The following is a 23168-nucleotide window of genomic DNA, read 5'->3' on the forward strand; positions in this document are numbered from 1 at the left end:
GCTTGCCCAACGCCCGCGCTCCGCGCGGCGTCCGGTGGTCTAGTCCACCGGAAACCGTTGCTACGCAACGGAATCCGGTTCATCACATCGCCCACTTTAGACAGTCCACAAAAGACAGACAATAAAAATCCTTGCTACGCAAGGGATTTCTATTCGTCCAAAAAGGAACCCTTGCTACGCAAGGCTTTTCTCCCGCGCTCCGCGCGGTGATACCCAACAGGCATCAGGCGCTACGCGCCCCCTCCGAACGCGCTACGCGCTCCCGAAGTCCCGAAGTACGCACCTCCCGGGTTCCGAACACCCGAGGTACCGAGTTCGCTGTTTACGCACGTCAAAGCAGGTAGAACCCCTCCCCAGAACCCCACCTGAACCCGCCCCGGCTCCGCCGGTGCTACCACCACTCCCCCGGGTGCCGGCGCACCCAGCAGCCACCTCAGGGCGCCTCCGGCGCCGTCCCACCGCGGCCGCTCCCCCCACCCCGCCGAAGGCGCGCCGACACCCCGGCTCCGCCGGAGAACCGGGGCTCCGCCCAGCACGCAGGAACCACCCCCGCCCGCTCACCTGGCACTTGTCACGTCCCTCGCCAGCCGAAGCCCCCGGGCGCCGGCACCACCCTCGCGGCTCCGCCACCCCCCGAACACACCCACCCTGACCAGCACACCGTCACGTCCCCCCACCACACGACACCCGACACCGCCGACGTCGCCCACCCCGGGCCGGCGCCGCGGCTCCGCCAGCGCCCCCGGGGGCCGGCACCGCCGAACGTCACGTCCCCCGCGCCGCCACCCAGCACCCCGGGTCGACGTCGACCACACCCACGGCTCCGCCGAGCTGCGCCACGCGGCTCCGCCGCCGGCAGCACCCGCTCCGTCACGTCCCCCCACCCGAGCCACACACCGCGGCTCCGCCGCACGACGTCGACCAGGCCCTCACCGAGCAACCCGCCCTGCGGCCCAGCAGCAGCAGCGCCGCCGCAGCAGCCCGCCAAGCACGACACCGAGCTGGGCACCGCAACATCACCTCCCCTGCAGCCCCCGACGTGCCGCCCGCATCCCGCAGCGCGACGCACACCGCCGAGCAGCCACCCGCGACGCGCGGCGCCACCACCAAGGCCCCGCCCGACGACCACCAGTGACGTGACAAACCCCAGCTCACACACCTACGCACCGCCAGAACGTCCCGAAACGTCCCGAAACGTCCCACAACGTCCACAGGACGTCCGAGACGACCCGGGCACACCCGCCCGCCGACAGTGCGCCCCCCAGTGCGCCCCCCACCCCACCGAGCCAGCCAGCGCGGCTCCGCCGCCGGCGCACACCCTCGAGACTCGCCACCCCCGGGTCGACGTCGACCACACCCACGGCTCCGCCGAGCCAACCCGCGACGCCCGCCTGTCACCCGGGGAACAACACCGTGGCGAGCACGCCCAAGCCGCAGCTCCGCCGCCAGCACCCGAGGGACGTGACAAACCCCAGCCCACACCCACACCACCCCAGAACGTCCCGAAACGTCCCGAAACGTCCCACAGGACGTCCCACAGGACGTCCCACAGGACGTCCCACAGGACGTCCCACAGGACGTCCCGCCCACCAGCCAACCGTCACGTCCCCCACCCGGCAGACCGAGCAACCGCCAGCACCCCGACCCCGGGCGACGACACCCGGGGTCACCGACGCCACCAGCGACGTCCGGCGCCCACCAGCGCCCACCGACGCCCGGGGGCAGCCAGAAGGCGCCGGCTCCGCCGCCGCCCGCCCGCGAGCACACTGACACCCATCCGGACCGCGCGACGTCGACCAGGCCCTGCAGCCCCCGACGTGCCGCCGGCATCCCGCGGCGCACGCACACCGCCGGCACCTCGGGTCGACACCGCCAAAGGCCTCGCCCACCGACCACAGGAACGTGACAAACCCCAGCCCACAAACCCACAACGTCCCGAAACGTCCCCAGGACGTCCACCAGACGTCCCGCCCACCACCGCCCGGGCCAGCGGCTCCGCCGCCGGCACCCACCCGGCACCGCCGAGCCAGCGCGGCTCCGGCATCCAAGCGGTGCGGCCGCCGACCTGCAGTCGCACGCCGACGCCGCCCAGGCCCAGCACGACGGACCCCGCCATCACGCCCAAGAAAACCGTCTTGACGCCGTTCGACATCACGACGACCAACGCGAGCACGACCACCGCGGCGACGTCCCTCGACGACGTGCTGGCGGAGCCGCGCGGGTCCGGGCGCGGCTCCGGCGTCCGCCGAGCTGGGCCGCGGCATCACACCCAAGAACAGCGTCTTGACGCCATTCGGCATCAAGACGACCAACGCGAGCACGACGACCACCGCGGCGACGTTCTCCGACAGGCTGGCGAACACCGCGACCCACGCCTCGAGGAACCACGGGCACGCCGCCAGCACCCGGCACCACGCCGACAGCCAGCTCCGGCTCCGCCGAGCAGCCACGTCCTTACGCCCAGCACGCCGATGGCGCCGCCCGTGCCCGAACACGCCATCACCAGGCCGGCGCCCGAGTGCGGCACGACGGAGCGCTGCTCGGCGCCGAGCAGCGCCCCGTCTCGAGGAAACCGCAGCTCCGGCGACGGCCCCGCCGGACCGGAGCACCAGGGCACCATAAACGTCCCCAAAAGTCCCGGGACGTCCACGAACGTCCCGTTGGCACCCGGGGTGCTGACTGGTCGGCTGCACGGCGCCGCGCAGCCGACCGCCCGCGGCGCGCTCACCCGTCACGTCCCCCACACACCGAGCTCCGCACCGCGGCTCCGGGCGCCGGCACGGCTCTGCAACGGGGGCGCCCCGCTTCGAAGAGTCACGGAGGGACACGCTCGGCTACCTCGACATCGCGAACAACGCGAGGAAGGCGTTCTCCGAGGGCATCCGCGCACGCTGCAGCTCCGGCTAGCAGCGGGCACGCCGAAGGCGATGCCCCGGTCCGAACAGTGGGTTGTCACGTCCCTAGGGGCGGCCAATCCGCCGGCACTTGCCGGTAGAAAGAATGGAAAGCTACGCTTTGTTAAATAGGTTGTTACAGAAGGTAGTCAACCCCAGTACAAGCGTTCTGGATTACACACACAGTCAATTGGCGTCGCAAAACACGTGATGCAAGCCTCACGATCCGTGCTTTATCTCGGACAGAAAACGGGCAAAGTATGGCCCTCTGACCTGCGAAAACGCCCACATCGACGGGGGTTGAGTGCTGTTACTGTGACGCAGGTTACAAGCTGAATAATTTCCGCGCCGGGCGCGGTCGCCGTACTGTTGCCCTCTGTCGAGCACGCTTTTCTGCTCGGCTCCACGCTTCACGAAGTGGACCTACCTCCTTCCTGCACATCGCTGCTCGGATGCCTGGCATCCGCCCGGCACGCAGATGAGCAGCTGCTGAAGGAGAGTTAGTGATCACGAAAGTGAAGGCGTGGGTCCGGCGACACATGCGGCGCAAGCCGCCGACGCCGCCGGCGGTGAACGCGGAGCACTGGCTCCCCAAGAAGGGGGAAGTCCAGTGGCCCGCGAACACCACTCCTATGGTGCTGCTGGCCGTTAACCTGGCCGACATCGCCGACAAGGTGCTCACTCTGCTGAACAAGCGGTGAGCAACGGGGCCCCGACCAGGCCATCACCCTGGGGAGGGCCCCTTCCTTATGCGCCGGGTTTGCCGACTGGACGTCGCAGGACAGGCAGCGGGTGTTACGGGTTCGGTCTCAGATCACAGACTTGGCGAGTTGTAGTTGGTTAGTCACACGACGCGACGCCTACCGCAACCCACTGTTTCGTTTGCCAAATGGGCCGATGCGGTCACTGTAGACAATGAAGAGTCATTTTTAAATGGGGCAGGATAGGAAATCAACATCAGGTACAAGAACTGTTGCGTCACTACCCTTGACAGGGTCTCAGCAGGTCAGAGAGCTGACAACTGTTGTCGACCGATCCGTCCACTACCGTTTTTTGTCACACTCGCCACTCTCGCTCCATGGTTCAAGTGACCTGGATCACTCGCCCTGAAGACGTGAAGAAATGTGTAATTATTTTCGCGTTAAGCTCTGTTCTCGCAGCTCAGAGCCCTGTTGATCCCGTAGAGCCAAAAGGCAATTTTCAGATAACAATCCGATAACAGGTTGCTCCATTCGAGTGAATGCCCACTCCCTGGATCGCTCGACTCATAGTTCGGTATAGCTCGCTTCCCGGATAACTCGTTATACGCGAGGGGCGGGGCTTCGTGGCTACAGGCACTTCGTGAAGCCGGCGGCCTGGTAGCCGCCGCCGCCACCCGCGGCGAGTTCGAGCTGGAAGATCCCCAGCGAGGCCGGCCCCGCGCTCGGTGGGTCGATCGCGAGCGCGCACGCGTCCACCCGGAGCCACTTCCCGCCCGGGCCGTACTCGGTGGCCGAACCCGGCAGCGGCAGCAGCGCCGCGTTCTCGTACGCAACCCAGTTGGGCACCTGCCGAGACAACGCGTCCACGGCGTGCTCGCACGTGTCGGCCCCGTGCGCGGCGGCGAAGTCCCGCCCGGCCGGCGGAGTGAGGATCCCGCACGCGATCGACGACTGGCGCTCTGCGATGGACTTGATCATCGCTTGGACGAACGAGCCGCTGCTGTGCGGCATGATCCGGCTGAACGCCTCTTGATGCGCCTGGTCCAGCTCCGCCTGGCGGCGGCCAGCGAGGTCCGCGGCCGCCAGCTGCTGCCCGACGACCCCCGCCGCCAGCACCAGCACGCCAGCCGCGCCGACGGCGATCGCATGCCAGCGGCGAACCGGACGTCCGCGCCACCCGGGCAGGCCCGGGCGAGACGAGATCCGGGGAATCGGCGTGGTCTGCTCCGCCGGCCCCGCGACGGGCACGCGCGCGAGCGGCTGAGCGGACCGGAGAGCGGGCAAGCCGCTCGTAGCGACCTTCGGGACCGGCCGGGCGCGGTAGAGCGTCGCCGCCCACCACAGGGCGACGGCGACCAGCGCTACGCCGGCCACCAAGGACCAGCCCCACCAGGGCACCGAGAGCAGCCACCACGCGTCCGCCGCCGCCAGGCCGACGGCCAGCGCGCCCGGGCGCCGCACGCCGACCAGAGCGGCCAGCAGCAGCACGCCGAGCGCGAGCAGCCACGGCCAAGCGCTGTCGAGCAGCTGCCACAGCAGCAGCGCGAGCGCGCCGGCGGCGATGACGGCCAGCCATTCCAGCCGCCGCCCGCCGATCGCAGGCCTGGCGGCTCCCCTCGCCGAGATCACCATGCGTCCACGGTAACGCCGGTTTGCGCAGGTCAACCGGACTTCGGGATATCCGTGTCGCTCGGGGCGCCGCCGGTCTCGTCCGGTTCGCCGCGAGGTCGCAGGACGTAGAGCGGCACCAGCTGGTCGACGGCGCGGATCGTGCGGGGCCGGCCATCAGCGAACGGGATCTCGTAGTCGACGACGCCAAGCCAGTGGCCGCGGTGGGTCGGCCACCAGCCGTGGAGCAGGCCGGGCACTTCGCCGGTGAAGTCGAGCCCGCCGTCCACCGCGTGCTCGGGGGCGCCCTTGATCCGCACGAAGATCGCGTCCAAGCGGACCCAGACCGGGGTGAGGATCTTCGACCGGCCGTGCAGGTTGTCGCCGTCCCAGCGGGTGTACGGGGTGTCCATCGCGCTCGCCTGTCCGGCGGCTACGCGGTGGCGGCGTGGCCGACGCCGGCCACCGCGGCGACGACCTCTGCCGGGTTCAGCGCGGGGTCGTAGAGCAGGGTGCCGGTGATGTGGGCGAGCTGGCGGCGCCGGTGCTGGGCGGTGTCGGTCAGGGGCACGTCGGTGGGCTTCCCGATCCGGACGGCGTTCACGGCTTTCGTCACCAGGATGGCTTCCTGCCGGCTGATGCCCAGCTCGGCAGCCGCGGTGAAGATCTGCTCAGCCGCGTCCTGCGCGGTCGGCGGCGACGTCGTCGAGTTGGTCATGGCCGTCTTCCTTTCTCGGCTCGCGGCCGGGTGTCTGTGCAGGTAGAGCGGTGGGTGGTGCTGGCTCGCACTTCCCCTGCGAGCCAGCACCGCCGGGCCGAACTCTACCTCACAGTCGAACTTCTGTTCGATCATGAGTCGTGTCACGTCCCCTTGCATTCGCGGTGGTCCACCGTCAAGCCCGGGGCTACGAGCACCCCCGTTCGTCAAGGCACAACCACTGCACAACCACTGCACATCCAGTGCAGATCCGGCACACTTCACGTCGCGTGGCCCGCGTCCCTCCCCCTCGGCGTGGGCCACGTTCGCGCTCGACGGCGCCCCGCGACCAGGCACGCCGGACACGCGAACGGGGCGCCGACCTGGTTGTCGGCGCCCCGTTGCGGTTGGCCGGCCGTGTATACGGCCGTAAACACGGTCAGCTGGTCGTGTCGATGAGCAGCTCGACCAGGGTGGTGAGGTCGTGCGGGCTGAGCGCTTCCCGGAGTTCGACGGCCAGCTCTTCGGGTGTGCCGATCCGGAGCGTCTTGGCCCGGGGCCGGCCGCGTTGAGCGGGCTTCTCCTCGGCAGCGGCCGCGGGCTTCCCCACGGCCGGGGTGGGCTCGCGCTTCTCCCGCTTCTCGTCCGCGAGCATGCGCCGGGCGGTGTCGACGTCGCCGACGCTCTCGCCGAGTTCACGCAGGCGCTGCCGCTGGACCGGCTGCTCTTCCTCCGGCAGCGCGCTGAGGGTGCGCGCGTCTTCGAACGCGAGGCTGCCCGCGCGCACTTCGGTCTGCAGGTCGTCGGCCAGGCGGAGCAGGCCGACGCGCTGGCTCACGTAGGCGCGGGACTTGCCGAGCCGCTCGGCGACGGCGGCCTGGGTGCCGTGCCGTTCGACCAGCTGCTTGAGGGCCATGGCCTCGCGCATCACGGGGAGCCGCTCGTTGTGGATGTTGTCGATCAGCACGGCTTCGTCGAACATGCCGTCGCGGCCCAGGTGGTCGGCGACCGTGACCGGCACCTTGGCCAGCTCGAGCGACCGGATCGCGGCCAGGCGCCGGTTGCCGTTGAGCACGACCCAGTCGTGGCCGGCGATCTCGTGCTCGTACTCGGGGAAGTGCGTGAGGAACAGCTCGTAACGGGTGACGGCCAGGGGCGTCAGGAGACCGGCCGCCTTGATGGAGGCCGCGAGCTCGACGACGTCGTCGTAGTCGTCGCGCGGGTTGCGGGGGTTGTGAGCCAGCGCGTTGACCGGGACTTCCTTCAGACCGTCCTGGGGCAGCGTCGAGCCTTCGACGGTACGGCGAGCTTGGCGAGCCATCAGCCGACCTTCCCGCCGTAGCCGAGCTCCAGGGCGAGGTGCAGGAAGTCGTTGGTGGCTTCCGCGGCGGTGCGGCCGGGCGGGTACTGGGTGCACACGCGGCCTTCGGCGCTGGCGGTGGAGTGCATCTTGAACCGACGGACCACCGTGTTGGTGTAGAGCAGCTTCCGGTCGTCGAGCCAGTTCGTGGTGGCGTCGAGTTCGGAACGGCCGTCCCGGCGATCCCAGATGTTGCGGACGACGCGGTAGGGGAGGTTCCGCGGCTTGACCAGATCCAGCACGGTGGTCTCGGTGGGCGCGTAGGCAAGGGGTTCGAGGTTCATCGGGACGACAACGTCGGTCGCGGCGTCCATCGCGCGGGCCAGGATCGCCGGCCGGGCCAGCGAGCCGGGGGCGTCCACGAAGATGTGTTCGTACTCGTCACGGGTGTTGAGCTTCGCCACCTCGTCGACGTCGTCGTCCATCTGCTCGAAGTCGAACGGCAGCGTGTCGAGGTTGGTTCGTTTCGCCCACCAGACAGCCGAGGCCTGCGGGTCGATGCTGGCGACCAGCACGGTCGGTTCGGCCGGGTCGGACCCGAGGGTCTGGGCAACGACGGCGGCCAGGTTGACGGCGAGCGTGGTTTTCCCAACGCCGCCTTTCTGGGACAAGATCAAATGGACGCGTGGCGACATCAGCCATTTCCTTCCGTGCGCTTCACCGCGCGTGCCGCGCGGCTACTTCGGATGCAGCACAGGATGCCAGGTCACGGGAGCGCCCGGTCAGTTCGCCACGCATCCCGGCGTTTGTATACGGCCGTAAACACACGAATCCGCGCGAGAAGCCTTCTGAACAGGCTTAGGTCACGTCCCGGGTCGCGCAGGACGTCGATAGGTGTGCCGCGCGGCCGATCACCAGAACCGCACCCGCCGAAACCCCCGCACACTGGAAGCGGCCAACCACTCTCTGCGCAAGAAGGGATCACGTTGCCCTACGACACCGATCCGCTCGCCTCACCCGCGAGCCAGCGGCTCGCGGACCTGTTGAACCTCGTGTACGACGACCTGTGGCAGTGGCTGCGCGACACGTCGAACGCTTACACCAAGTTGGTGGACCACGACATCGTCCGTCTTCGGGAGACCGACGCCGTGGAGAAGGCGGCCGACGCGATGATGTACGTGATCCAGCGCGTCAAGCTGGCCCGGCAGTGGCACGCCAGCCGGGGGGCCGAAGGCAACGTCGCCGACGTCCGCGAGCTCCCGATCTTCACGCTGGAGGCCTTCACCGACCTGCCAGAGCAGCTGACGCCTGTCTTCGGCGAATTCGTCCGGCAGGCCTTTCACCTCGGCGGGAAGACTTCGAGCGCCGCGGTTGGGCAGCTGTGGGTGAACGACGTCGTCACCAACGCGTGGGCAACGCTCGTGGCTGACCATGCTCGCTACCAGCCTTCGGACTCCGAGACTGCCTGATCACCGCTCTCCGCCGCTTTCGCCCTGTCACGTCCCCAGGCGAGGAGCGGTCGGTCGCGCCCCGTTTTGTATACGGCCGTAAATACGGCGAAGTCCCGCAGTTCCGGATCAGCGCGCTCCGGGAGTGCGGGACTTTGTCGTGCTCGGGATGGGCGGTCTGGGTCAGGGGGAGACGTCGACGAACTCGAGCTCCTCGACCTGCAGTGTGTCTTCCAGACCGGGGTCGTAGCCGCTCATGATCGCGTTCGAGAACGCCTCGCCCGCGCCTTCGAGGTTGTGGGCTTCGAGGTCGCGCGCGGTGGTGCTGAGGTAGTTGGCGACGTCGCCTTCGACGGCGATCTCGCCGATCCGGCGGCTGCCTTCGGACTCGCCGTCGTAAGAGACGGAGACGGTGCCGACGTCGATGGTCTCGGCGGTGCGCAGGCGTTGGGCGGCCAGGCCGGTGGCCCCGGCGGCGGCGGCCGCGGCTTCGAGGATCGCGCGGGCACGGGAGTTCGGCGACGTGCTGGAGAGCCAGCGACGCGCGGTGCGCGGGCTGATGCCGGCCTGGGCGGCGAGCCAGCGCGAGGCGTGCTTGCCGTGCACGGTGCGGATGGCGGCCTGGGCGTGGCCGACGCGGGCGCCCTGGGCGATGTGCTGGACGACGCTGGCGAAGTAGGTCACTGGACTTCGGCCTTCCGGGCTTTGTCGGTGGCGATGATGGCGTTGCGGACCAGCCCGACGCGGCCGGCGGCGTGCTGGGTGACCAGGGCGTCGGTGACCGGTCCGAACCGGTTCAAGTGCCACTTGCCGGGCTTGTCCTGGTGGTCGCCGGGCTGGTCGGCGTACTGCAGCCCGGCCGGGCGGAGAGGCGCGTCCGGGGTGTCGGACAAGAACCAGACGGAGTCCTTCATAGCGCCCATCGGTGTCACGTCCCCGGTGAGCTTGTCGAGCGCGCGCAGCTGGTTGACCGCGGCGGAGCTGACGAGCATGTCGTGCCAGTCCGGGCGCACGGTGCCCTTGTCGTTGTGCTCTTCGCTGCGCAGCATCCCGCCCAGGAAGGTGGCGTACACGCTTTTGAGGACCTTGAGCGCGAGGCCTGCGCCCGGGGTTCCGGCGCGCTCGGCGGCGGTGAGGGCGTCGCGGGCGGTGCGGACGTTCTTGGCCCAGACGGCGAGGCGCCGGCCGTAGCGGTTAGGCCGGTTCTTCGCCTTGTCGCCCCAGGGCCAGACCAGCGCGCGGGCGATGGTCAGCGGGACGCCGTTGTCCTTGGCGAGGTACTTCGCGTGCGGGGTGGGCAGCCAGCTGCCGGTGTCCAGGCCGGCGTAGCCGAGCTGGGCGTGGGTCGAGAGCGGGGAGAGGTCGGGCGCGGCGCCGAGCTCGATGTAGCCGGGGGAGACCCACAGCTTGTCCAGCCAGGCGTCGGCGATGTCGTCGAGCAGGGAGGGTTCGCCGTCCCCGCACTCGGTCGACGGGGCGGCGCCGAGGAACTGCGCGGTGACGTCCAGCTCGGTAACACCCATGCCGACCGCAGGGACGACGTCCGGGTTGAGGTAGGACAGCAGCCTGGTCGTCTTGTTCGAGCCGGTGATCTGCAAAGCCAGCTCGTTCTCGAGGGGAAGCGGCTGGACCATCTGGCCGTGCCGGGCGGCCAGCAGTTCGTAGAGCAGGACGCCGGTGTAGCCGGGGGAGCGCGCGAACCGGAACGGCCGGTCGTCGAGCACGTGGAAGTGCGTGTGCCAGGCGTCCAGCGCGGCCGCGCACTCGTCGTCGGTGGCGTCTGGCGCGCGCAGGCGGCAGGCGCGGGCGAACTCTTCGAGCTCGGCGGCCGGGTCGTGCACGTAGTCGTCTTCGCGGTCGCGCTGGCGCCGCGCAAACGCTCCAGCCTCCGCCGGAGCCTGCTCCGCCGGGACGGCGTCGATCGCGGTGTCAGACGGGGCCGCAGTGGCGGGCTCCGGAGCGTCGGCCGGAATTCCGGTCGCCGGTTGCTCGGCAACGTCGGTGCTGTCGTCAGGGGCGGGGGTGACCGGGGCGCCAACGCGCAGCCAGCACGTGTAGTGCCAGGGCTGCCCGTAGACGCGCATGGCGGTCGGGCCCGCGCAGGTGCGGCAGGGAAGCTGCTCGCCGAGGTGGTCACCGGCGGCCGGCGGCTGGTCGTAACCGGCGAGCAGACCGGAGACCAGCCCGACCGCGGTCTGGAGGTCCTGCAGGACCGGGGACCAGATGGCGTCCCGACCGACGGGACCCGGGTGCGCGCCAGCGCGCTCGGTGGCGAGCCGGTAAGCGAGGTTGAGCGTGCCGTCCGGTCCCAGGATCTCGGCGAGCGCGGCGCTCGCCGAGGGCACGGTGCCGGTCATGGGGTCAGCCCATCATCTGTCGCGAGCGTGCGGTCAAGCGGCCAACGGATGTTGCCGTCTTCCCAGACGACTTCGCGTCGAAGTTCTCCTTCGGGGAACTCGCTGACGGTGCTCCGGCCGGTGAGGCGTCCCTGCTGACGCCGGCCATCACTGACGTTGCTGTTCAGAATGCTGCGGACAGTCATTGGTCGGCCTTTCATCTTGTGATGCCAACTACAGTACCAGCGAATATCCGAAGTTCGGAAGTTTACTGGTCAGCGTTTCGTCTTGGCAGTCGCGACGGCGTGCTGGGCGCGCTGCACGGTGGTCGGGTGCGAGAGGAGCTCGCGCGCCAGCTCGGCGACGGAGTCGCGCAGTTCGTCTTCAGTGTTGCCGGCCAGGTGCTCGCGGAACTCGCCGAGCAGGTCGACCGCGACCCGGACGAGGGTGGCGTCGGTGATCCGTTCGTCGCGCTGGGTCCTCGCGTGGTTGACCTGGTCCCTCAGCGTCAGCAGCTCGGCGACCTGGTCCGGCCAGAGGCCCATGTCGCGGCGCATCAGCTGGCGGTGCTTCGGTTCGTCCTCGCTGCCGTGCCGGCCGCGGCGGGCGGGCGCCGCGGCCGGCGGCGCCTTGGCCGTCGTTGCTCGGGGGCGGCGCGCGGCCGGCTTCGGTGCTCCGCCGGCGGCGCTCGCTGGTGGCGTCATGTCACGTCCTCTCGAAGTTCGGAAGTTCGGTTCTTTGGGAGTGTGACAGCTCGGGATCCGGGCGACCAGGGATGACGTGAAAGAACCCCCGGTGGTGTGCCACCAGGGGTTCTTTGAACAGCGGCGTGTCACGTCCCTCTGGGACTAGAGGGAAATGGTCAGGCCGCGGGTTCGAGGGGTTCGCCGCTGAGGGTTTCGACCAGGGCGCACCCGAGGAGTTCGGCCATGTTGGGCGGGACGGCGTTGCCGAAGCCGCGCTTGACGGCCGTGTCGGAGCCGGTCAGGCGGTAGCCGCGCGGGAAGCCCATGGCGTCGCGGATCTCCTCCTGCGCGAGCATCCGGAGGGTGCACTGCTCGACCGGGCGGCCGGCGCCCACCAGGGCGTAGCGGTCGTGGGTGGTCAGCGTGCCGATCGGCTGGTCGAGCCGCCGCGCCGGACCGCCGTTGCTGTAGTAGGCCAGCAACAGGGCCCGATCGGCCGGCGCGGCCGGGGTGCCGACCAGGCTGTGGTGATTGCCCTGCGCGGACACGGTGTTGAGCGGCCGGTCCATCAGGTAGGCGGTGCGCTTCGAGCCGCCGCCGCGCTGGACGGACACGAACGACCGGTCCACAGGTGTCACGTCCCCCCGATTCGGGGCGAACAGAACGTCGGCGTGGCGGGTGAGCCCGGCTTCGATTCGCTCGAGGGTGGCGGGCACGAGCGGGTCCAGGCCGGCGTCGACGCGGTCGCCGATCCGCGGCCCGGGGTCGCCGTCGCGGTGGGCGATCGACAGCACCCGCAACGCGCTGGTATCCGGCGGGATCGTCGTGCGCGGGTGGGCGGCGAGGCGGCGGGCGTTGCCTTCGCGGCGGTCGGACTCGGCAGTGGTGGTCATGTCACGTCCCCTCGGGATCAGTGGTTGCAGGACTTCTGGCCGGCGCAGGCGACCAGGTGGGTGAGCAGGGCGCGCACGTCCTGGGGGTCGATCTCGTCACCGATGATCCGGACGGCGTGGGCCGCGGCGCGGCGGTGGAACGGGCCCACGACGACGACCGGGGTGCCGTCCGGGTCGGTGCCGCGAACGATGAGCCGGACGAAGCCGTGTGCGTCGGGGTGGGTGCCGAAGACGGCGTCGCGCAGGTCGAACTCGTCCAGCCAGCGCAGCAGTGCGTCGGCGACGCTGGTCGCGGGGAGGTTGGTGGACAGCCGGATCCCGACGGCGCCGTCGGGCAAGTCGGGATCCATGGTCGCGGTGGCGAGCTGCAGCCGAGGGTCGGCGTCGGCGAGGACGTCGGCCGGCGGGGCGTCCGGGCTGGGGATCCAGGGCTGGCCGTCGTGGCGGCGGGTGACGGTGACGCCGTAGACGTCGGCGTGGCTGGCCAGTTCGTCGAGCACGGTGGCGTCGACGAAGCCCCACCACTGATCAGGGGAGATCCACACGCTCCACTGGCCGGTTTCGTCGTGCAGCTCGACGGAGGCGAAGCCGGTGCGGTCGGCGATGTCGGCGGCTGCGGTGCGGGTGTTGCTGGGCGCGGTCATGACGGTTCCTCTCTTGCGGACGGTGCGAGCAGGGACGGGGGGGGCGGGGGCGGACGCCGGGGAGCGGTGGTTCAGGTGTGCGGCCAGTGGCTCAGCTCGGGATGCATCCGGGCGGCGTCGAACAAGATCCGCTCGTGGTCGAAAGCCATCCGGGCGCGCATGGCTTGCCCGTAGGCCGCGCGCAGCGGCACCCAGGCGGCCGCGGCGGCGTCGTCGCCGGCGGTCGCGGTGGGCATGCCCGGCAGGAAAGCGGTGTAGGCGACGGTGACGTAGCGGCCGCGGGCGTCGCGGTCGGGCTGGTCGTAGATGCCGACCAGCGACAGGTCGACGCCGGCGAGGTCGACGCCGGTTTCCTCGGTGCCTTCCCGGCGCGCGGCCTCGTGCGAGGTTTCGTCGGGGTCGACGTGGCCGCCGGGGAGCGCGAGCTTGCCCTTGTGCGGGTTCCAGGCGCGCTCGATGAGCAGCACGTAGGAGAGGTTCTCGCTGCGGGTGAACAGGACGACGTCGGCGGCGTAGTAGACCGGGGTGCGGTCGTCGAAGCGGGCGGCGATCTTGGCGGCGAGCGATCCGATCAGACTCATGAAATGGCTTCTTTCTGCGGTTTGTCACGTCCCTGGTGCAAGCGGGCCGTCCGGGATTCAGCGGCAGAGCAGGTTGAGAACGCCAGCGATCGGCAGGCCGGCCACGCCGAGCAGGACCAGACCGACGGCCTGGCGGATCGCGTTGTACTTGCGGGCAGCGGCTCCGGACTGGAGGGTCAGGCGGGCCGCGCGGTACTCGGCGGGGGAGTGGTGGCCGAATTCGCGGACGATCGCGGCCGGGGTCATCACCGCGTACCGGGTGTAGGGGGCGCCGGTGGTGCGCGGTCGCACGGCCAGCAGCAGCCGGACGAACGCGGTGGCGATCGGTGCGGCACTGATCCAGAGGGTGATGGTGGCCGCGGTGGGCAGGCCGGGCAGCTGGGCGACGAACGCGACGGCGCCGGCGAGCAGGCCGAAACTGGACAGGAGGTGGCCGGCCTTGGTGTCGGCGCGGCGGCCTTCCTCAAGGACTTCGGTGTGCGCTTGCCCGATCAGGTCGGTGACGGTGGCGGTGTCCAGCACCGCGGCGGGGGTGTCGAGGTCGTGGGTCACCAGCGCTCGCCTCGCTTGGTGAGGCCGCGGTGCATCCGCCGTACGGCGCCGTCGAGCTGGGCGCGCCAGATGTAGAGGGCGACCGACGCCCAGATCACGCAGACGGCGGCGGTGATGACGAACGTGAGGCTGCTGAAGCCGGTGACCAGCCAGACCGCGGTGGCGATCGCGGCCGGCGGGAACAGCGCGGCCAGCATCCGGCCGAAGGCCCTGAGCGGGAAGGTGAGGGTTTGCCACATCGGGTTGATGTCCTTTCGGGACTTAGGAGAGGGACGGGCAGCGCTGCTACACCGCAATCAGGCCGCGGTGGGCCAATGTGGGTGCGAGGCGGAAGATCTGGCGCCAGTGGGCGCGGATGATGGCGCGGGCTTCGCGACGGAACTCGCTTTTGGGAATGTGGGTCAGGCCGAAGTGCCGCTGGTTGCGCATGAATGCCCTGTGGTCCCAGGCGCAGCCGCTGGCATGGTCGCCGCGGAATTCGCCGGCGAGTTCGCACCATCGGGCGCCGGCTTCGGTACCGGCGAGGAGACCGACCAGGTAGCCGCGTCGCTGCTCAATCGTGCGCAGGTTGGTGCGTGAGCTCTTGCTCAGGCTGACCTCGCCACCAACGTTCCCGGGATGGAGCTTGATCTCGGCAACAGCGAAGCCGGCGTGCTGCCACGCGACCACGTGACCGAGTTCGTGAGCGGCCAGCATCAGGCGATGGCGATCGCGCGGGGGCCACGCGACGAATGCGGTGAATTCCGAATGCATCTAGTTCGGTTCCTTCCGGCTCAAGCAGCGAACGAACGGGTTCCTTTGCAGGTCAGGGGAAGATGGCCAGGGGGATGCGATCGGGGTTGAGGGACCCGGTCCGGGCGAGGCGCGGGGCCAGGCGGGCGACGGTCGACCAGTGGGCACGGACGAAGCGGGTGGCCTCGCTGCGCAGCGAGGCCAAGCCGGGCGAGAACTTCTTCTCGCCGTGCGCTTTGGTCTCCCGGCCGGCGTCGCGAATGAACTCGCGGACCATCGCCATGTCGGTGGCGCACGTGCGTTCCGGAGCCGGGGGGAGCTGGTGTTCGTCGCACCAGCGGAGGTCTGCGGCGCGGCCGGCGAAGTGGGCGACGGCGAAGCCGCGCAGGTTCGTCACGTCGATGCCGCCGGGGACGAAGACGTGGCCGGCCGCGTTCTCGCCGTGGCCGTAGACCTCGATTTCGGTGACCGCCACGCCGGCGGCGGCGAAGCCGATGGCGTGGGCGACCTCGTGCGCGGCGGCGATCAGGCGGTGGGAGTCGATCCCCGCGTGGGCGAGCAGATCGGACATGGCTGCCTTCTTCGGTTGGGCGGATTGGGTGCTCCGGCGGTGGCGGTCTGGTGGCAGCACCACCGCCGAAGCAAGCTCAAATTTCGCTACTTTGCGTAGCTGTCAGCGACTCGACGGGCCGTGGAAAGGGCCGGTGTCAGGGCTGTCAAAGGGGGGTGTCAGACTGGGCGCCCCGCGCGCGCACGCGTAGAGGGCCTCTCCGGGCTGCTGACAGCGTGCGCGGTGTCAGCTGTCAGCAGCCCGAGCCTGAAGTCACTCTCGGTGGTTGTTCAGGCGGCCTTGTCGGTGGCCGGCGGGAACTCGTAGCGGCCCTGCTCGGCGGTTTCGATCAACTGCCCGTGGTCGGCCATGCGGCCCATCGTGGCGGAGACCCAGGGACGCGAGCGGACCTTGTCCATGAAGGACTTCGGGATGTCGCGCGGGCCGACGGTGCGCGCGCCGGCGTTGCGCAGCTCGATGAGCACGTCCGTGAGCAGCCGCTCCGCCTGGGCGAGGCTGATCGGCGGCTTAGGGAAGTCGAACGCCAGCTCCGGGTCCTCCTCGTTGAGCTCGGCGTCGGCGTCGATGTGGTCCAGGTCGGGCTCGTGGTTGCTCGGCACCTTTTCGCCGTCCACGGGAGCCTCCTCAGCGTCGCTGTAGTCGTCGGTGGGGGTTTGCGTCGCCGCGGCGTTGTCGACGCCCTGAGCGGGCGCTGAGGCCGCGTTCTGGGGCGTGCTGGGCACCGGGGCGGACTGGGACTGGGGTGCGGTGGTGGTCATCGGGCCCAGGCCGCGGCGGTACGCGGCGCCGGCCGCCTTGACGGTGAACGCGCACTCCGGGGCCGGGCCGCCGGCGGCGTCGACCGCGGCGACCAGCTCGGCGGCGTCCTTAACCGCAAAGGTCCGGCCCGGGGTGGTGAACCGGTCGTCCTCGACGCCGGGGGCCTCGAGGTAGAAGCAGCCGGGCTTCTTGTTCTGCCACTGGCCGGGGTCGGCGCCGGCGTCGACGGTGTCTTCGGACAGGCAGAACTCGGCGTCGACCTTCTTCTTCACGCCGAAGCACCAGCCGAGACCCAGCTGGGAACGCACGCTGACGGGCATCTGGTCGTAGGCCGCGCGCTGCAGGCTCAGGATCAGCGAGATACCGGCGGAGCGGGCGGTCTGGACCAGGTCGACGATGTAGTCCGGGTCATCGCGCAGCAGCGAGGCGGCCTCTTCGATCCAGACCACCAGGTACTGCAGGCCACACCCGGGCTCCCACTGCTCCAGGCCCTGCTCGCCCAGGTAGTTCGCGCGGGCGGTGATCACGTGCGGGAGCGCGGCGATCATCGCTTCGCAGTCGGCCTTGGTCATGGCCGGCCAGTGGATGTGGTTGAGGAACTTGCCGACGGTCTGCTTGCCCTTGACCGGGTCGGCGACCCACAGGTTGGCGTCGATACGGCTGAGGATCTCCGCCCACGTGAGCTTTCCGGCGTGGGACTTGCCGGCGCCGTTCATGCCCATGGCCATGCCGTGGGTGGCGTTGCGCGGGTTCTGGTGGTCGCTGGTGTCGCCCGGCAGCCAGAACTGGACCAAGTCGCCGTCCTCGTAGAGGCCGCTCACGATCGCGTCCATGATCGAGCCGCCGGGCGAGGACAGGCCGGGCCACTCGGCGCTGGTGGAGAGCATGTTGTTCGGCACGATGACCAGCTCGGCGCGGTCGTGGTGTTCCGGGTCGATGTTGACGCGGACGGCGTTCTTCGGCACCGACAGCGCCGAGGCGATGCGGGGCAGGGCGTTGCTGACGTCGTCGGCGGTCAGCTCGCCGGGCGGGAGCTGCAGGGGCGCGGTGACCTTGTTCGGCGCGACGGTCAGCTCGTCGCGGATCTTGGTTCCGGCCAGCTTCACGGCCTTAAACAGCTGGTTTTCGTCGTTGTTCTTGTCGCCGTCCTTCTCGGTGACGTGCAGGATGCGGCGGGCGTTCCAGGACAGCGCGAGCGCCGGGGCGCCCATCAGCCACATGTCCAGCAGCGGGTGCGCGCCGGGGCCGGCGATCGTGGCGGCGGTCAGCCACGCCGAGGACCCGGCCACCGACGCGACTGCGTGGGCACGGCGGCCGGAGCCGCCGCGGGCGACCTTGGCGGTGAGTGCGGTCATGCCCGCGCTCAGCAGCGTCAGGCCGGCGGTCGCCCAGGGCAGCGCGTGCGGGTCGGTGCCCCACATCTGGTGGGACAGCGCGGCGGCCGGCCACAGAGCGACCGCCGAGGCCCAGGCGGGCAGGAACGGCACGATCCGCTCGCGCAGTCCTTTGTGGTCGTTCTGGAACATGCTCTGCGGGACGACGGTGGCCCCGCGGTTGCCGAATGCCATGTTGTGTCTCCTTCCGGGGGGTCCGCGGGGTCAGCCGCGTCCGCGCACTTACAGGTGATCGAGAGGGTTTGGGCTGGTCAGCTGCCGAGGTCGAAGTTCCGCTTCGGGCGGAGGCTTTCGCCGCCGAGGTAGGTCCGCTCGAAGCTGGCGAAGGTGCGCAGCATCGACGCGCACGCCACCTCGATCGAGCGGCCGCCGGTGGACAGGTGGCGGGTGACGTTGCGGGCGTTGCGGGCTCGTTCGAACTTGTTGACGCCGCCGGCGGGCAGCTCCTTGAGCACCGCGAACAGCTCCTCCCGGGCGATGAACAGCTCGTTCGCCAGCGGGCGGATCAGGTTGCGGCCGTTGATGCAGTACTCGCGCAGCTGGGACGTCCGGATGAACTCCGGCTCACCGAGGCTGAATGCGGGCATGGTGGTGCTCCTTTCGCGGCTGGTCAGCCGTGGACGGTGTTGATCAGGAAGGCGGTCAAGTGGCGCAGGCCGGCGGCGGCGTCGGCGAACTCGGGGATGTCGCGGCCGCGGTAGTTCTTCTCGGCGGCGAGCAGGCTGAGCAGGGCGATCCGCAGGTCGTGCTCGGCGTCGTCGGCGTGGATCTCGCGGGTGGCGTCGTCGCGCACGGCGCGGATGTCGGCGACGTCGAGCGCGGCCAGGTCGTCGGCGACGTCGGCCGGCCGCGCCAGGTCGTCGGTGATCACCACCGTCTGCGCGTCGGGGTACTGGGGGTAGTTCACTTCCGTACCTCCTGAACTCGAAACTTCTGAACTTCGGCGCTTGGGGAGTCAGCAGGGCTCGACGCCCCACGGGTCGGACCCCTTGTCGGCGGCGGACTTGGCCTTGGCCGCTTCGGCGCGGATGAGCAGGTCGTTGACCCAGCCCTGGGCCAGGTCGAGGTGTCGGCCGATCTCGCCGAACCGGGTGGGGTTGAGCCGCAAGGCGGCGACGACGTTGAACACGACGTAGTGCGGGGCACTGCCGACGGCGATCCCCACCGGCGCGTCGGAGCCGCCGTGCAGATTTCGAATGACCGTCCGGAGCATCCCGGCGCCTTCCAGGGCCGTTTTGGCCCCGCTGGGGATGAACTCGGCGTGCTCGGTGAGCTCGGTGTGCAGCTGCAGGAGCTGGTCCGCGGTCATGGCCGGCACCGGCGCGTACCGGGCGTCGTCGCGGCCGTTGCCGGTGACCTCGATGGGGTTGATCAGGCCGCTCAGCAGTGTGTCCATGGCTGATTCCCTTTCTTGGCTCGGGTTTTGGGCGGGTTGCCGGTCAGGCGGCGGATCGGGTGACGTCGTGCAGGACGGCGCGCACCTCGCGTCGGCGGTACAGCCCCAGGGCGCCGGCCTGGCGGGCGCGGCCGACCGCACACGTCAGGACGACGCCGAGCGCGACCAGCGCCCAGGGCTGCGGGGTGGGGGAGAAGACGGCGAACAGGAACAGCGCCAGGGCCAGCACCAGCAGCCCCGCGGTGGCCTTGACCTTGCGTTCCACCTGCATGCGGTAGAAGTCGTTGACCTGCGTGGCGGCGATGATCTGTTCGACGCGGACGTGGCTGGAGCGGTCGCCCGGCAGGGTCAGGCGGGGGAAGGTGGTGCCGCCGAGGTGCGTGCTGAACCGCCCCATCCGGTCGGTCAAGGACGTGACGTTGGCCTGGTCGTCGGGGCCGGTTGTCTCGTCCGCGGGAAGCTCTCGGTTCATCGTGATCACTCCGTTCCGTGTGGAAACCTTTGTGGGACAGGGGTTTGGTCAGCTGGCGGCGGGCAGTTCGAGGTAGGGGATGGCGTCGCGCAGCTGCTGCGCGGTCGGGACGCCGAGCGCTTCGTGGTGGGTGGCCTCGAAGAACGCCTGGATCTTCTTCACGCCGACCGCGGCCGGCAGGGCGCCGGTGGCGATGGCCTGGCGCAGCTTCGGCAGCAGCTCCGCCGCGCGCGGGGACAAGGTCGGCTCGCCGGGGGAGATGGCCGGCAGGGACGTGACCGTGGCGTCGGGGTTCTCCGGGTTCGGAACCTCGGAAGTCCGGATGCCGGCGTCCGCGATGGTCATCGGCAGTAGCTGGGCCGGGAGGGTGTAGCGGGGGAAGGTCTGGCGGGCGGAGAGCAGGGCGTTGACCTGCGGGGCCATGACCGGCTGGACGTGGCCACCGACGATGGTCAGCTCGCCGGCGCGGGCGCCCTTCTCGTCCTCCTGGACCTCGCGCTTGACGATCTCGCGGGCCAGGCGACGCTCCCGGCGGGTGGCGTCCGGGCCGACGCCGAACCGGTCGGTCCAAGCCAGAGTCCACGCGGTGTCGTGGTCGAGTTCGCGGGCGGCGCGCAGGCTCGCGGCGGCCAGCGACAGCCGCGGGTAGCGCGCCCGGCGCCACAGCGCGAGGCCGGGTCGCGAGCCGGTGACGTCGGCTTTGTCACGTCCCTGTCGGACGGTGTGGAGGATGACGCCCAGCAGCGACAGGACGGCCAGCGCGAGGCCGGCCACCGGGCCGCCGTCGGCGGTGCCGTGCGCGCCGTTGATCACCGCGGCGATGCCGGCCAGCAGCCAGACCCAGGTGGTCAGGGTGCCGGCGGACTTGCCGTCGCGGGTGCGGCGGCGGGCCTCGAACACGCACACCCAGGCGCCGGTCTCGATCGACGCGGGGAACAGGTGGTTGAACGGGAACGGCATGTGCAGCGTGTCCGCGGCGAACGCGGCCTGCGCGGTCCAGGCCTGGGCGATCGGCAGCACGATGAGCACGGCCCACAGGGCGGAGCGGCCCAGCGCGGGCGCCTTGTCCAGGCGGGCCTGCCAGCGAGCGGCACGGGCGTCCTTGAGCGCCAGGCGGCGGGCGTCGCGCTGGCTGCGCTCCACGCGCCGGCGGGCGTCCTTCTCCGCCTGGGCGGAGCCCTGCAGCTGCAGGGCGTGCAGTTCGTCGGTGCGGCGGCGGGCAGCAGCGCGGTCGGCGGCGTCTTCGTGCAGCAGCAGTGCTTCGGCGCGCTCGGCGCGGCGGTCGGCGCGCCAGTCGGCGAGCATGTTGGTCATCGGGATCCCCCGTTGGTGCTGGTCGTGGCGGTGGTGGGCTGGGTGCCGGCGCGGCGCTGCTCGGCGATCCGGGCTTCCTGGGTGGTGACGGCGTCGTGCATGCCGCCGGGGCGGGTGAGGGCGGGGTTGTCGCTGTTCTTGCTCACGCGGTCGCCTCCGCCGCGGCGTCTGCGTCGGCGAGGGCCTGGCGGAAGGCGCGGTCCTCGGCGATGCGGCGGTTAGTGCGGCGGGCGGTGAACTCGGTGCGCACGATGGAGCCGGTGACCATGGCGGCCATGCTCAGCAGCGGCAGCGCGGCCGGGAACGGGACGCCGAAGGTGAGCAGAATGGTGGCCACGGTGGTGGTGCCGGCGATCCAGAGCAGCTGGGGCAGCCAGATGAGCACGGCGTCGCAGCGGGCGCGGGTCGACGTCGGCGGGGCGATCGTGATTTCGGTGCGGACGGACATGGTTCCTCCGGGTTCCTGTGCTGTTCAGGCGGCCGTGCGGGCGTAGCCGTGCTCGGCGGCGTGGCGCTCCCAGAAGCGGGTGCGGGTCTCGCACTCGTGGCAGAGCCGCGAAATCGTGGACGGGTAGTAGGTCTGCTCCTCGCCGCATCCGCCGCGGTCGGGCTGGCAGATCCGGCGGGACTGCAGCGCGAGCGCGAGGGCGTTGAGCTGGTCGCACGTCGCCGTCCGCTTGCGGGCGGAGCGGGCGACCAGGTAAAGCAGGGCGAAGTCCTGGGCGCGAAGCCCAGGCCGGCGGTGCTGGAAGCGAAGCGCGGCAACGGGTGCGTGTCCGCCGGGACGGCGGCCCATCGCCTGCAGCTGGCGGTACGTCGCGAGGATGCTCGTCGGCGCCCAGCCCCATGCGAGGACCGGAAGGCCGTCGAACGTCCCGCGGGTGAGGACTTCGCCCAGGCCCTCGACGTGCTGCCACACGTAGGGCCACTGCCGCTTCCCGGACATCAGGCCACCGCCACCAGTGCGGCGTGGTGGTCCCGGGTCCACGACCAGGCGATCTCGCCCTGGTCGGTGAGCACCGCCGGCACTCGAGCGCCGTGCACGGCCTGGTGCGCGGGGGCGATGAGGCCCGCGTGCACCAGGCGGTGCGCGGCCGGCTGGTCGCACAGGTTCAGGCCGTCGACCAGCATGTCCGGCTCACTGCCGACGACCAGCTCGGTGCGACCGTTGCGGACGGCGCCGAGGATGGCGAAGTCCCGACGGGTAAGCGCGACCGACGTAACCAGTGTGTTGTCACGTCCCTGCACGGCGGCCGAGGTCATGAGGCGATCGCCGATGCGGTGCTGTAGCTACGGAAGACGTACGCACCGGGCAAGGTCGTGCGGACCAGCACGCCGGCATCCGCCAGCTTCTGCAGCATGTCGTACACCCACGCGCGGGACCGGACGTTGGCGTAGAAGGCCGGCGGGACGTCGCGCGGGTGGATGGTGGCCTTGCCCGCACGCTGCAACTCGTCGACCAGCTCGCGGAACAGCTGGCGCGCTTCATCGGTGCTGTAGCCGTATTCCAGTGCCGGAAACAGCTCTTCGCTGTCCTCTTCGGACCGTCCGGCGGGGCGTCCCGCGGCCTCGCGCATCGTGCGGCGCTCTTCGGCGGTCAGGCCACCGAAGATGCCGTCCGACTGGGTCATGCCGAACTGCAGGCACTGCTGGCGGAGCGGGCAGCCTGCGCACACCTGCTTGGCCTCGCGGATCTGCTCGGTGAATGCGCGGCCCTCGCCGAGCGGGAAGAACAGCTCGGGGTCCTCGCCGAAGCACGCGCGCTCGGTGGTCATCCAGCTGGTGTCCGTGCTGGCGGTCAGGACGTGGTGGAGGTCGGTGGTGGTGTTCACGCGGCCACCTCCAGCAGCGCGGCCGCGGCGTCGGCGAACAGTTCGATGAGCTGGGTGTGGGCGGCGGTCACCAGGTCGGAGCCGGCGGTCGAGCCGAACAGCTGGACGCCGTCGGCCTGGGCCTGGAGCAGGTCCAGGTGGGCCGACACCAGCAGCGCCGCGTCGGCGTCGCTCAGGGCCGGAACCCCCTCCTGAACTGCGGAAACGAGCTTCATGGCGCGCTACCTCTCGTCGGTCTGCGGGACCCCCGCCGCCTGCCAGCAGCGGGGGTTCCGACTAGGATCTGAACCTTCAACACGTTTGACACTTTTGATGTGTCGAATGTGTCCATGACGGTAGCCACCCGCCGCGCCGAGCG

Annotated in this window: 30 protein-coding genes; 2 read left to right on the plus strand and 28 right to left on the minus strand. The window is 70.4% G+C overall.

Annotated elements, in window-relative coordinates; translation table 11 throughout:
* The first annotated feature begins 3397 nt into the window (after window positions 1–3397).
* Window positions 3398–3595 carry a hypothetical protein gene (locus OG570_RS47995; protein ID WP_326960522.1) on the plus strand — a complete coding sequence of 66 codons (198 nt, stop codon included), beginning with the start codon at window positions 3398–3400 and terminating at the stop codon, window positions 3593–3595.
* 627 nt (window positions 3596–4222) lie between these two features.
* Here OG570_RS47995 and OG570_RS48000 read toward each other — a convergent pair.
* The 5 genes from OG570_RS48000 to OG570_RS48020 all read right to left on the minus strand — a co-directional run bounded on the left by OG570_RS48000 (window position 4223) and on the right by OG570_RS48020 (window position 7871).
* A complete protein-coding gene (locus OG570_RS48000) occupies window positions 4223–5227 on the minus strand; it encodes a hypothetical protein (protein ID WP_326960524.1) in 1005 nt (334 codons plus the stop codon).
* 29 nt (window positions 5228–5256) lie between these two features.
* Window positions 5257–5616 (minus strand): hypothetical protein, encoded by a 360-nt coding sequence (locus OG570_RS48005; RefSeq protein ID WP_326960526.1) that lies wholly within the window; start codon window positions 5614–5616, stop codon window positions 5257–5259.
* 20 nt (window positions 5617–5636) lie between these two features.
* Window positions 5637–5921 carry a hypothetical protein gene (locus OG570_RS48010; protein ID WP_326960528.1) on the minus strand — a complete coding sequence of 95 codons (285 nt, stop codon included), beginning with the start codon at window positions 5919–5921 and terminating at the stop codon, window positions 5637–5639.
* A 418-nt stretch (window positions 5922–6339) separates the two neighbouring features.
* The gene (locus OG570_RS48015; RefSeq protein ID WP_326960530.1) at window positions 6340–7221 is read right to left on the minus strand and encodes a ParB/RepB/Spo0J family partition protein; all 882 of its coding nucleotides are present in this window, start codon (window positions 7219–7221) and stop codon (window positions 6340–6342) included.
* Window positions 7221–7871, minus strand: a complete 651-nt coding sequence (locus tag OG570_RS48020) for a ParA family protein (protein WP_326960532.1) — start codon at window positions 7869–7871, stop codon at window positions 7221–7223. Before OG570_RS48020 ends, OG570_RS48015 begins: the two co-directional genes overlap by 1 nt.
* Window positions 7872–8186: 315 nt before the next feature.
* On the opposite strand from OG570_RS48020, the gene OG570_RS48025 reads away from it, so the two are divergent.
* Window positions 8187–8669, plus strand: coding sequence for a hypothetical protein (locus tag OG570_RS48025; protein ID WP_326960534.1), 483 nt, complete (start codon window positions 8187–8189; stop codon window positions 8667–8669).
* A 162-nt stretch (window positions 8670–8831) separates the two neighbouring features.
* On the opposite strand, the gene OG570_RS48030 is transcribed toward OG570_RS48025, so the two are convergent.
* The 23 genes from OG570_RS48030 to OG570_RS48140 form a co-directional block, all read right to left on the minus strand.
* Entirely contained in the window at window positions 8832–9332 is a 501-nt protein-coding gene (locus OG570_RS48030; protein WP_326960536.1) for a hypothetical protein, read from the minus strand.
* Window positions 9329–11005: a hypothetical protein gene (locus OG570_RS48035; RefSeq protein ID WP_326960538.1), complete on the minus strand. Its 1677-nt coding sequence runs from the start codon at window positions 11003–11005 to the stop codon at window positions 9329–9331. Before OG570_RS48035 ends, OG570_RS48030 begins: the two co-directional genes overlap by 4 nt.
* Entirely contained in the window at window positions 11002–11190 is a 189-nt protein-coding gene (locus OG570_RS48040; protein WP_326960540.1) for a hypothetical protein, read from the minus strand. Before OG570_RS48040 ends, OG570_RS48035 begins: the two co-directional genes overlap by 4 nt.
* A 69-nt stretch (window positions 11191–11259) precedes the next feature.
* A complete protein-coding gene (locus tag OG570_RS48045; RefSeq protein WP_326960542.1) occupies window positions 11260–11688 on the minus strand; it encodes a hypothetical protein in 429 nt (142 codons plus the stop codon).
* Window positions 11689–11846: 158 nt separating this feature from the next.
* The gene (locus tag OG570_RS48050) at window positions 11847–12563 is read right to left on the minus strand and encodes a DNA cytosine methyltransferase (RefSeq protein WP_326960544.1); all 717 of its coding nucleotides are present in this window, start codon (window positions 12561–12563) and stop codon (window positions 11847–11849) included.
* Window positions 12564–12580: 17 nt separating this feature from the next.
* Window positions 12581–13207, minus strand: coding sequence for a hypothetical protein (locus OG570_RS48055; protein WP_326960545.1), 627 nt, complete (start codon window positions 13205–13207; stop codon window positions 12581–12583).
* Window positions 13208–13278: 71 nt separating this feature from the next.
* The gene (locus tag OG570_RS48060; protein ID WP_326960547.1) at window positions 13279–13788 is read right to left on the minus strand and encodes an NUDIX hydrolase; all 510 of its coding nucleotides are present in this window, start codon (window positions 13786–13788) and stop codon (window positions 13279–13281) included.
* Between the two features lie 57 nt (window positions 13789–13845).
* A complete protein-coding gene (locus OG570_RS48065; RefSeq protein ID WP_326960549.1) occupies window positions 13846–14340 on the minus strand; it encodes a Pycsar system effector family protein in 495 nt (164 codons plus the stop codon).
* A complete protein-coding gene (locus OG570_RS48070) occupies window positions 14337–14579 on the minus strand; it encodes a hypothetical protein (RefSeq protein WP_326960551.1) in 243 nt (80 codons plus the stop codon). The genes OG570_RS48065 and OG570_RS48070 overlap by 4 nt, the downstream gene beginning before the upstream one ends.
* 46 nt (window positions 14580–14625) lie before the next feature.
* Window positions 14626–15093: a hypothetical protein gene (locus tag OG570_RS48075; protein ID WP_326960553.1), complete on the minus strand. Its 468-nt coding sequence runs from the start codon at window positions 15091–15093 to the stop codon at window positions 14626–14628.
* A gap of 52 nt (window positions 15094–15145) precedes the next feature.
* Window positions 15146–15643: a hypothetical protein gene (locus OG570_RS48080; RefSeq protein WP_326960555.1), complete on the minus strand. Its 498-nt coding sequence runs from the start codon at window positions 15641–15643 to the stop codon at window positions 15146–15148.
* Window positions 15644–15912: 269 nt separating this feature from the next.
* Entirely contained in the window at window positions 15913–17970 is a 2058-nt protein-coding gene (locus OG570_RS48085; protein WP_326960557.1) for a hypothetical protein, read from the minus strand.
* A 77-nt stretch (window positions 17971–18047) separates the two neighbouring features.
* Complete coding sequence (locus OG570_RS48090) at window positions 18048–18383, minus strand: hypothetical protein (RefSeq protein ID WP_326960559.1); 336 nt, start codon at window positions 18381–18383, stop codon at window positions 18048–18050.
* A gap of 23 nt (window positions 18384–18406) precedes the next feature.
* Window positions 18407–18703: a hypothetical protein gene (locus OG570_RS48095; protein ID WP_326960561.1), complete on the minus strand. Its 297-nt coding sequence runs from the start codon at window positions 18701–18703 to the stop codon at window positions 18407–18409.
* A 48-nt stretch (window positions 18704–18751) separates the two neighbouring features.
* Window positions 18752–19192, minus strand: coding sequence for a hypothetical protein (locus tag OG570_RS48100; RefSeq protein ID WP_326960563.1), 441 nt, complete (start codon window positions 19190–19192; stop codon window positions 18752–18754).
* Between the two features lie 43 nt (window positions 19193–19235).
* Window positions 19236–19664: a hypothetical protein gene (locus tag OG570_RS48105; RefSeq protein WP_326960565.1), complete on the minus strand. Its 429-nt coding sequence runs from the start codon at window positions 19662–19664 to the stop codon at window positions 19236–19238.
* A gap of 48 nt (window positions 19665–19712) precedes the next feature.
* Window positions 19713–20978, minus strand: coding sequence for a hypothetical protein (locus OG570_RS48110; RefSeq protein WP_326960567.1), 1266 nt, complete (start codon window positions 20976–20978; stop codon window positions 19713–19715).
* On the minus strand, window positions 20975–21124 hold the full coding sequence (locus OG570_RS48115; protein ID WP_326960484.1) for a hypothetical protein: 150 nt from the start codon (window positions 21122–21124) through the stop codon (window positions 20975–20977). Before OG570_RS48115 ends, OG570_RS48110 begins: the two co-directional genes overlap by 4 nt.
* Window positions 21121–21426 (minus strand): hypothetical protein, encoded by a 306-nt coding sequence (locus OG570_RS48120; protein ID WP_326960486.1) that lies wholly within the window; start codon window positions 21424–21426, stop codon window positions 21121–21123. The genes OG570_RS48115 and OG570_RS48120 overlap by 4 nt, the downstream gene beginning before the upstream one ends.
* A gap of 24 nt (window positions 21427–21450) precedes the next feature.
* Window positions 21451–21924, minus strand: a complete 474-nt coding sequence (locus OG570_RS48125) for an RRQRL motif-containing zinc-binding protein (protein ID WP_326960488.1) — start codon at window positions 21922–21924, stop codon at window positions 21451–21453.
* Window positions 21924–22241 (minus strand): hypothetical protein, encoded by a 318-nt coding sequence (locus OG570_RS48130; protein WP_326960490.1) that lies wholly within the window; start codon window positions 22239–22241, stop codon window positions 21924–21926. Before OG570_RS48130 ends, OG570_RS48125 begins: the two co-directional genes overlap by 1 nt.
* Entirely contained in the window at window positions 22238–22810 is a 573-nt protein-coding gene (locus OG570_RS48520) for a WhiB family transcriptional regulator (RefSeq protein ID WP_442788361.1), read from the minus strand. Before OG570_RS48520 ends, OG570_RS48130 begins: the two co-directional genes overlap by 4 nt.
* A complete protein-coding gene (locus OG570_RS48140; protein ID WP_326960492.1) occupies window positions 22807–23025 on the minus strand; it encodes a hypothetical protein in 219 nt (72 codons plus the stop codon). The genes OG570_RS48520 and OG570_RS48140 overlap by 4 nt, the downstream gene beginning before the upstream one ends.
* Window positions 23026–23168: the final 143 nt, after the last annotated feature.

Origin of the sequence: Amycolatopsis sp. NBC_01286, from assembly GCF_035982555.1 — a bacterium.
In the GTDB taxonomy this organism is placed as follows: domain Bacteria; phylum Actinomycetota; class Actinomycetes; order Mycobacteriales; family Pseudonocardiaceae; genus Amycolatopsis.